The 8,748-nt window shown below is 69.4% G+C and carries 8 protein-coding genes; 6 read left to right on the plus strand and 2 right to left on the minus strand.

Annotation, left to right across the window (positions count from 1 at the left end):
• Positions 1 to 133: 133 nt before the first annotated feature.
• Complete coding sequence (locus tag BN1056_RS06645) at positions 134 to 1,141, plus strand: aldo/keto reductase family protein (RefSeq protein WP_210579914.1); 1,008 nt, start codon at positions 134 to 136, stop codon at positions 1,139 to 1,141.
• A gap of 142 nt (positions 1,142 to 1,283) precedes the next feature.
• Here the strand turns inward: BN1056_RS06645 and BN1056_RS06650 are convergent, their stop codons facing one another.
• Complete coding sequence (locus BN1056_RS06650; RefSeq protein ID WP_210579915.1) at positions 1,284 to 2,333, minus strand: quinone-dependent dihydroorotate dehydrogenase; 1,050 nt, start codon at positions 2,331 to 2,333, stop codon at positions 1,284 to 1,286.
• A 128-nt stretch (positions 2,334 to 2,461) separates the two neighbouring features.
• Between BN1056_RS06650 and ypfJ the strand changes: the two genes are divergently transcribed.
• Positions 2,462 to 3,364 carry a KPN_02809 family neutral zinc metallopeptidase gene (gene ypfJ, locus BN1056_RS06655; protein WP_210579917.1) on the plus strand — a complete coding sequence of 301 codons (903 nt, stop codon included), beginning with the start codon at positions 2,462 to 2,464 and terminating at the stop codon, positions 3,362 to 3,364.
• A 146-nt stretch (positions 3,365 to 3,510) separates the two neighbouring features.
• Here the strand turns inward: ypfJ and gap are convergent, their stop codons facing one another.
• Positions 3,511 to 4,521: a type I glyceraldehyde-3-phosphate dehydrogenase gene (gene gap / locus BN1056_RS06660; protein ID WP_210579919.1), complete on the minus strand. Its 1,011-nt coding sequence runs from the start codon at positions 4,519 to 4,521 to the stop codon at positions 3,511 to 3,513.
• A 455-nt stretch (positions 4,522 to 4,976) separates the two neighbouring features.
• Between gap and BN1056_RS06665 the strand changes: the two genes are divergently transcribed.
• The 4 genes from BN1056_RS06665 to BN1056_RS06680 form a co-directional block, all read left to right on the plus strand.
• Complete coding sequence (locus tag BN1056_RS06665) at positions 4,977 to 5,402, plus strand: DUF488 domain-containing protein (RefSeq protein WP_210579921.1); 426 nt, start codon at positions 4,977 to 4,979, stop codon at positions 5,400 to 5,402.
• Between the two features lie 42 nt (positions 5,403 to 5,444).
• Positions 5,445 to 6,239, plus strand: coding sequence for a MerR family transcriptional regulator (locus tag BN1056_RS06670; RefSeq protein ID WP_210579923.1), 795 nt, complete (start codon positions 5,445 to 5,447; stop codon positions 6,237 to 6,239).
• A 33-nt stretch (positions 6,240 to 6,272) separates the two neighbouring features.
• On the plus strand, positions 6,273 to 7,214 hold the full coding sequence (locus tag BN1056_RS06675) for an ABC transporter ATP-binding protein (protein ID WP_210579925.1): 942 nt from the start codon (positions 6,273 to 6,275) through the stop codon (positions 7,212 to 7,214).
• Positions 7,211 to 8,748, plus strand: a 1,538-nt coding sequence (locus BN1056_RS06680; protein ID WP_210579927.1) for a hypothetical protein, incomplete at its 3' end; no start/stop codon positions are given. The genes BN1056_RS06675 and BN1056_RS06680, both read left to right, overlap by 4 nt.

The following is an 8,748-nucleotide window of genomic DNA, read 5'->3' on the forward strand; positions in this document are numbered from 1 at the left end:
CCCCCCTCGCCGAGGTCGGTTGATGTTACGTGCCGAGGTCGGTTGATGTTACGTGCCGAGGTCGGTTGATATGACGTCCCGCAGATCGCGCGGGATTGTTCCATGGAGGTACTTACCGGTCTAGGCTGGTGTCATGGTCGCATATCGTCATCTCGGCAGCTCCGGACTCAAGATCACCGAAATCACCTACGGCAACTGGCTCACCCACGGCTCCCAGGTGGAGGCCGACACCGCCATTGACTGCGTGCACACGGCACTCGACCTGGGCATCACCAGCTTCGACACCGCGGACGTGTACGCGAACACCGTCGCGGAGGAGGTGCTGGGCCAGGCGCTGAAGGGGCAGCGGCGCGAATCCCTGGAGATCTTCACCAAGGTGTACTGGCCCGTCGGCCCCAAGGGCCCCAACGACGTCGGCCTGTCCCGCAAGCACATCATGGAGGGCATCGACGGTTCGTTGCGCCGCCTGGGCATGGACTACGTCGACCTCTACCAGGCGCACCGCTACGACTACGCCACGCCGCTGGAGGAGACCATGCAGGCCTTCGCGGACGTGGTGCGCGCCGGCAAGGCCCTGTACATCGGCGTCTCGGAGTGGACCGCTGAGCAGATCCGGGCCGGCCAGGAGCTCGCCACCCAGATGGGCTTCCGACTGGTGTCCAACCAGCCGCAGTACTCCGCCCTGTGGCGCGTCATCGAGGACAAGGTCGTGCCGACCTCGACTGAGCTCGGCATGGGCCAGATCGTCTGGTCGCCGATGGCCGAGGGGGTCCTGTCCGGCAAGTACCTGCCCGGGCAGCAGCCGCCTGCCGGCTCGCGCGCCACCGACGAGAAGGGCGGCAAGGAGATGATCAGCCGCTGGATGCGCGACGACGTGCTCACCGCGGTGCAGCAGCTGAAGCCGATTGCCGACGACGCCGGGCTGTCCATGCCGCAGCTGGCCATCGCCTGGGTGCTCCAGCACGACTTCATCTCCGCGGCGCTGGTGGGCGCCTCGCGGCCGGAGCAGCTGGTCGAGAACGTCAAGGCCTCCGGTGTGAAGCTGGGCGACGACGTCATGGCCGCAATCGATGCGGCTCTGGGCGACGTCGTCGAGCGCGATCCGGCCCTGACCCGCTCCCCCGAGCAGCGTCCGGCCTGACGCACGCTGTTTGGTCAACCAAGTACCCGAATAGCCGAGACCGGTCGGATGGCACGCACCATTTCGACCGGTCTCGGTGCGTATCTTCCACCGATCTGGGTACGTAAGATCAGCCGACCTCGGTGATGGGAGCGAGACGGGGTCAGCGCAGGTGACGCGGGCTGGTCGCCAGGGCGCGGTTGATGCGGCCGGGCCAGGCCGGGCCGTTGTAGATGAACGCCGTGTAGGCCTGCAGCAGGTCGGCGCCGGCGTCGAGCATGAGTTCGGCGTCCATGATGGAGGAGATCCCGCCGACGCCGATGATCGTGGGGCCCTCCCCCATCCGGTTGCGCAGACGACGCACCACCTGTAGTGAGCGCGGCAGCAGGGGCGCCCCGGACAGGCCGCCCTCCCCCAGGTCGTGGTCGATAGTGGTGTTGGTGGCGACGACCCCGTCCAGCTTCATGTCAAGGACCAGGTCCGCGACGGCGTCGATGTCCTCGTCGGCCAGGTCGGGGGCGATCTTGACCAGTAGCGGCACGTGCCTGTGAGCGGCGGCGTCGGCGGCCTCGCGCACGGCGGTGAGGATCGGCCGCAGCGACTCGACCTCTTGCAGGCTGCGCAGCCCGGGGGTGTTGGGACTGGAGACGTTGACGACCAGGTAGTCGACCCAGCGTGCGACCTTCGAGGCGGAGTAGGCGTAGTCATCCGCGGCCTGCTCCAGCGGCGTGGTCTTGGTCTTACCGATGTTGGCGCCGACGACGATGGAGCGGCCCCGCACGGTGGAGCGCAAATGCCGCAGCCGCGCGGCGGCCTCGTCGGCACCGGAGTTGTTGAAGCCCATGCGGTTGCGTACGGCGCGGATGGTCGGGTAACGCCACATGCGCGGCTTGTCGTTGCCGGGCTGAGGACGGGCGGTGAAGGTACCCACCTCCACAAAGCCGAAGCCGAGCATGTCCATGCCCTCCACGGCCTGTCCCTCCTTGTCCATGCCGGCGGCCAGGCCGAGGATCCCGGGGACTGGGCGGACGAATGGGCCGCCCTGGTTCGCGGACGGCACGGGGAAGGCGGGGCGCCGCCCCACGGCTTGCCGGACGACGTCGCGCACAAGCGGCACCTTGCTGGTGGCCTCGATCGCCTCCATGCAGACGTCGTGGATGGTCTCGGGGTCGATGCGGGCGAAGACGGTCTTGTACAGCAGGTCGTACAGCACGGCTCCAGGGTACTCGTGGTGGGGGCGACGGCGCACCGATGCGTCACCGGGATCCGCCGTGTCCGCTAGCCTTGGGCGCAGACCGCAAACAATCAGCGCAGCGACGCCCCGGCAATGAGGTGGGTTCCGTGTCATTCAACCGCAACATCAAGCTCGATCCCAACCGGGTGCAGACGCGCTCCGGTGGCCGTGGCGCCGTCATTGGGGGCGGCTCCGTGCTGGCCGTATTGGCGGTCTTCCTGCTTTCGCAGGTGACCGGAGTGGACCTGTCCGGTCTGCTGGGCGGGCAGGACGCGGCCTCCGGCACCTCCACCTCCTCCACCATCGACACCTCCGTGTGCACCAGTGGTCAGGCCGCCAACCAGTACACCCAGTGCCGCATGATCGCCACCGCGGAGTCGCTGGACGCGGTGTGGGATGAGCAGCTGCCCGGCCAGGCCGGCACCGCCTATGCCGAGCCGGGCTTCATCCTGTGGGACGGGCAGTCGGTGTCGACGGCGTGCGGCTCGGCCACCAGCGCCGTCGGCCCCTTCTACTGCCCGGGTGACTCCAACGTGTACCTGGACATGAGTTTCTTCTCCGACATGGAGTCCACACTGGGCGCCCAGGACACGCCGCTGGCGGAGGAGTACATCGTCGCCCACGAGTTCGGCCACCACATCCAGAACCTGCTGGGCGTCATGGGTTCCACGGACCGCTCGGGCACGGGCGCGGACTCCGACTCGGTGCGCACCGAGTTGCAGGCCGACTGCTATGCGGGCGTGTGGGTGCACTATGCCGCTTCGACGGTGGATCCCGACACGGGCACCGCCTTCCTGGTCGAACCCACCCAGGCCGAAATCGCCACCGCCATCAACGCCGCCGAGTCGGTGGGGGACGACCACATTCAGCAGCGCTCCAGCGGGACCGTCAACTCCGACACCTGGACGCACGGCTCCTCCGAGCAGCGGGTGCGCTGGTTCACCACCGGCATGGAGTCGGGCTCCCTGGAGCAGTGCGACACCTTCGCCGTGGCCGGCTCCCGGCTCTGAGCCTTCCGGATGCGGCTTGGCCCCGCCGCGGCAGCGGCGCTCCATCTCACGTACGCGTTCGCCTCTCACGTACGCGTTCTGGAGGTTTCCCCGTGTCGGGATGTTGAATATCTCCAAAACGCGTACGTGTGACGAGAAGTCTTACGTCAGGCGGCCAGCTGCGAGCCGACCATGTAGGAGAACTCGACGAGCCGGTTCGAGAAGCCCCACTCGTTGTCGTACCAGCCGAAGACCTTCACCTCGTTGCCGCTGACCGCGGTCAGCGGGGCGTCGAAGATCAACGAATGCGGGTTGCCGACGATGTCGCGGGAGACGATGGGTGCCTCGGAGTACTGCAGATACCCGGCGAGCGGCCCGTTGGTCGCTGCCTCCCGGAAGGCCGCATTGATCTCCTCGACGGTCGCCGTCCGGCGGGCGACGACGGTCAGGTCGGTTATTGAGCCAACGGGAACCGGCACACGCAGCGCGGCCCCGGTCAGGCGGCCTTCGAGTTCGGGAATGACGGCCCCGATGGCGCGGGCCGCTCCCGACGAGGTCGGGATGATCGACTCGGCCGCGGCACGGGCACGGCGCAGGTCGCGATGCGGTGCGTCGTGCAGGCGCTGGTCGCCGGTGTAGGCGTGGATCGTGGTCATGAGGCCGGTTTCAATGCCCACCAGATCGTTGAGGATTTTCGCCAGCGGTGCCAGCGAGTTCGTGGTGCACGAGCCGTTGGAGAAGACGTCGGCAGCATTGACGTCGAGTTCACGGTCGTTGACGCCGAGGACGAAGGTGGGGACGTCGCCCTTCGCGGGAGCCGAGACGATGACCTTCTTCGCGCCGCCCTCCAGATGCGCAGCGGCCTTGGCTGCGTCCGTGAAGAATCCGGTGGACTCAATGACCACATCGGCCCCCACGCTGTCCCACGGGATACCTGCGGGGTCGGGCTCGGAGAAGACCGCGATGCGGCGGCCGCCCACCACGAGCGCGTCGCCGTCGACGTGGACATCGTCCAGGCGGCCGCTGACGGAGTCCCATTCGAGCAGGACGCCCAGCGTGGCGGCGTCGGTGAGATCGTTGACTGCGACCACCTCGATGTCGGCGTGGTTGGCCAGGGCGGCCCTTAGGTAGGTGCGGCCGATCCGACCGAAGCCGTTGATTCCGATTCGCACAGTCATGCTTGTTCTCCCTCGTCTGTAGGTCGTGGATGTGGTTCGCTCACGGACACGACCGTGAGCGGCTGGTTGGCGGAGCCCTACGGCCCGCCGGCCTCCATCCCACGATGTGCAGCTGCGAGTCCCCTGCGGTCCCACTGGCAAGGTGGCGGGCAGTGCCTAACTCCGGACGCACAGTTCGATGAGTTGTGGCTCGACTCGGAGTTTCTTCACCGCCGTTGCGGCTTCCAGCGGTGTCCCGTCCCGGCGCGAATCGGGCCGAGCTCCATCGCACGTACGCGTTCGCCTCTCACGTACGCGTTTTGGAGGTTTCCCCGTGTCGGGACGTCGAATATCTCCATAACGCGTACGTGTGACGAGGAGTCGTATGTCAGGCACTGCCCGACCGGGGCTGTCGACCGCGGCCACGAGTCACCCGGCCCGGTGACGGCAGGGCCGTGGACGCCTACGGTGGTGCCATGTGCCCCGCCTCCGGCCCCGTCGTCCCGTCCGCCGCCCTGCCCTGTTCCGACGCCGTCGTCCTGAAGGGGGTGCGTGAGACTCCGGCGCCCGACGACGGCCTGCGGGTGCTCGTGGACCGGCTGTGGCCGCGGGGAGTGAGCAAGCAGCGGGCCGCGCTGGACGACTGGGCGAAGGACGCCACCCCCACGACGACGCTGCGCAAGGCATTCCATTCCGGCGAGCTGGACTGGCCGCGGTTCGTCGACGCCTACCGCGCCGAACTCGCCGAGCGGCCCGAGGCGGCCGCAGCCGTGGCGGAGCTGCGCCGTCGCGCCCTGGCCGGCCGGGTGACGCTGCTGTTCGCCGGCCACGACCACGTACACACCCACGCCCGCGTGCTGCGCGAGGCCGTCCTGGGTGCCCAGGACCCGGACCTGCCCTGAGCCGGGGCGCCTGGACTCGACCGAAGGAGAAAGCCCCCTCCCATGCGCGTCGCCGAAATTGCCCGACTCACCGGCACCACGGTCCGCACCGTGCGCTACTACCACAAGCAGGGTCTTCTGCCCGTGCCCGAAGAGCGCGGCGGCTGGCGCGACTACGACATAAGCCATGTGGCTCGCCTGTCACGCATCCGCTGGCTGGTCCAGGCCGGCGTCCCGCTGAAGTCCATCGCCCGCATCCTGGACTCCCCCACCGACGAAGTGGTCTCCACGGACGCCGCCGTGCTCGACGACCTGTCCGGAGCCCTGGCCGTGATTGAGGAGCATCTGACGGAGGTGACCCGCCAGCGCGACATGCTCGCCTCCCTGCTGGAGCGCGCGCGAGAGGGCTTGGCCGTCTCCCCCATGCCGCCGCGCATGGTCGCCTTCTTCGACCGGCTGGAGGCGGAGGCCCCCGATGAGCGGACACGGGCGGCCGTGCGCCGCGACCGTGACCTGGTCGATGTGGCCTGCTACAGCGGGCACATGCCGCCCGAGGCAGAGTACCTGTTCCCCGGACCGAACGACGGCGAGGACGCCGACGCGCTGGTGACCTACGGTCAGGACACCGAGGATCTGACCGACGCCCAGGTCGAGGAGCGGGCCGCAAAGAACATTGCGCGGTTCGAGCGCACGCTCGGCCCAAGGCGCTGCCGTGAACTCGCCGATAGCGTCGATGCCGCTGCCATTGCGCCCCTGTTCAAGCTGTTTGCACACCTTGGAGCCGGTGGCGCCAGATTGGCCGGCGAAATGGAACGGCAACTAACAGAGGCGATCACCCGCTGGCGCGCAACACCTTGAGTGCGACGCGACGTCGCACCCGAACCTGGGCGCATGACACCCACGGTTACCGCCATCAGGTCCGCCCCCGTCGATTCACCAATCCAGGAACCGGCAATCGAGGTTGCCGGACTGGTCAAGACCTTTAGCCGCCTGCGCGCAGTGGACGGCCTGAACCTGCGCGTGCGCCGCGGTCAGGTCCACGGCTTCCTCGGCCCTAACGGCGCCGGCAAGTCCACCACGATTCGCGTGCTGCTGGGCATGTACCGTCGCGATTCCGGCGAGGTGCGGGTGCTGGGCCGTGATCCGGTGCAGGAGGCGGGCGCCATTACCCGTCGCACCGCCTATGTGCCCGGGGATGTGGCGCTGTGGCCGAGTCTGACCGGGGCGCAGACGCTCGATGCCTTCGCCGCGCTGCGCGGCCGCCGCGATCGACGCCGTGAGGCGGAGCTGATCGAGGCATTCAGCCTGGATCCCTCCAAGCCGGTGCGCAGCTACTCCAAGGGCAACCGGCAGAAGGTGGCCCTGATCGCGGCCCTGGCGGCGCCCTGCGAGCTGCTCATCCTGGATGAGCCCACCACCGGGCTCGACCCGCTCCAGGAGGAGGTCTTCCAGACCTGTGTGCGCGAGGCGGCCACCGGGGGCCGCACGGTGCTGCTGTCCAGCCATCTGCTGGACGAGGTCGACCGCGTATGCGACGCAGTCACCATCATCAAGGACGGGCACACCGTGGAGACCGGCACGCTGGCCGCCCTGCGGCACCTGCGCAACTCGACCATTACCTGCCGCCTCCCCGACGGCGCCGCTCCCGCTCTCCCCCGAGGCTCGAACGCTCCGCCACCGGGAACCGATGGTGTGACGCGGATGTCGGTTCCCGCTGCCGAGGTTCGGGAGACATTGAGCGCCCTCATTGCCGCGGGTGCCCAGGGAATCACCTGCACCCCGGCGTCCCTGGAGGACCTGTTCCTGCGTCACTACGAGGGCCAGGCCCGATGATCACGCGGCCGACATTCATGCGACCCGCCCTGCGCACCGCCCGCATCATCGCCCGGGAGGAACGCGCCTGGCTGCTGGCCCTGCCGACGGCGGTCGCCCTGCTGACCGGTCTACTCGCCCCGAACTACGCGATCACCTACGCCACAGCCGCCGATCTGGCGCGTGCCGTGGCGATGAGCAGGATATCCAAGTCGTTAACGGCCCTTTACGGTGAGCTGCCCGAGGGCGCCGACGCCGTGCAGCTCGCGGTCTGGGAACTCGGGGCGCTGACCTGCCTGCTGCTGGGAGTCGTGGTGGTGCTGCGCGCGGTCGCGGTCTCGCGCGGCCAGGAGGACGGTGGGCGCTCGGAGATGCTGCGCGGCGGTGGCGTCGGTCCGGTCGGTGAGCTGGTCGGCGTCGGCCTGATGCTCGGAGCGCAGTGTGTGCTGCTCGGCATCGGCGCGGGCGTTGGGATCCTCCCGTTGGAGGGCGCCGGGGCGGCGGATGCGACCGCCTATGGGATCGCCGTGGCCGGAACCTGTGCCCTGCTGGCGGCAGTCACGGTCCTGCTCGCGCAGCTGACCAGCGACGCCACCGGCGCGCGTGGCGCCGGGCTCGCAGCACTGGCTGCGCTGTATGCGGGGCACGGGGCGTGGGCCGCCCAGGGGTGGAGGTGGGCGGGTGCCTGGTCGCCGTTCGCGCTGCGCAGCGCGATCGATCCCGGCGGGACGAACAACTGGCAGCCCGCAGCGATCGCGGGCGCCGCCGTGGTGATTCAGCTTGCCGCGACGGCGGGCGCCGCGCGCCGCCGGGACCTGGGGGCCGGGCTGATCCGCATCGGGCCGGGACGGCGCCGTCCACTGCGGGTTCGCGGACCGATGACGCTCGCGCTGCGGCGCTCGCGCGGCCAGCTGCTGGCGTGGGCGCTAGCCGCCGCCGCCATCGCCGGGGTGCTCACGGCCATGGGCGAGAACATGGTTGAGCTGGCCCGGCAGGGAGCGGTGGACGGCGGCACGTTCGGCTCGCTGCTGGGCGGTGGCGATCCAGGCGCGGGATTCCTGGGTTACATCGGCGTGCTGGTGGCGGCCCTGGCCTGCACGCAATCGGTGGCGTTGACGGGACGCTTCGCGGCCGAGGAGGGCTCCGGATTGGTTGAGGCGCAGCGCTCCACCGGCACCGGACCGGCGCGGCTGCTAATCGGTCAGTGTCTGGTCGCCCTGCTCGCAGCGGGGCTCACGCTCGGAGCGGCCGCTCTGGTCGCGGGGCTGGTGGGACACGCGCTGCTGGACACCACCGCCGATGACGCGCTGCGGCTGGTCGCCGGCCAGTGGCCCGCCGCAGCGGCCTGCACCGGCGTCACCGCGCTGCTGGGTGGCGCCTGGCCGCGGATACGGTGGCTGGCATGGGCACCATTGCTCGCCGGGCTCGGAATTGCCCAACTCGGCCCCAGCCTCGACCTGCCGCAGTCGATGATTGACGCAGGGCTGTTCGCTCAGGCGGGCGATCCAACAATGGTCTGGCTGGTCCTGGTCGGCGCGATGGGGACAATGGCGGG

It is taken from the genome of Actinomyces succiniciruminis (assembly GCF_900002405.1).
Classification (GTDB): Bacteria; Actinomycetota; Actinomycetes; order Actinomycetales; family Actinomycetaceae; genus Actinomyces; species Actinomyces succiniciruminis.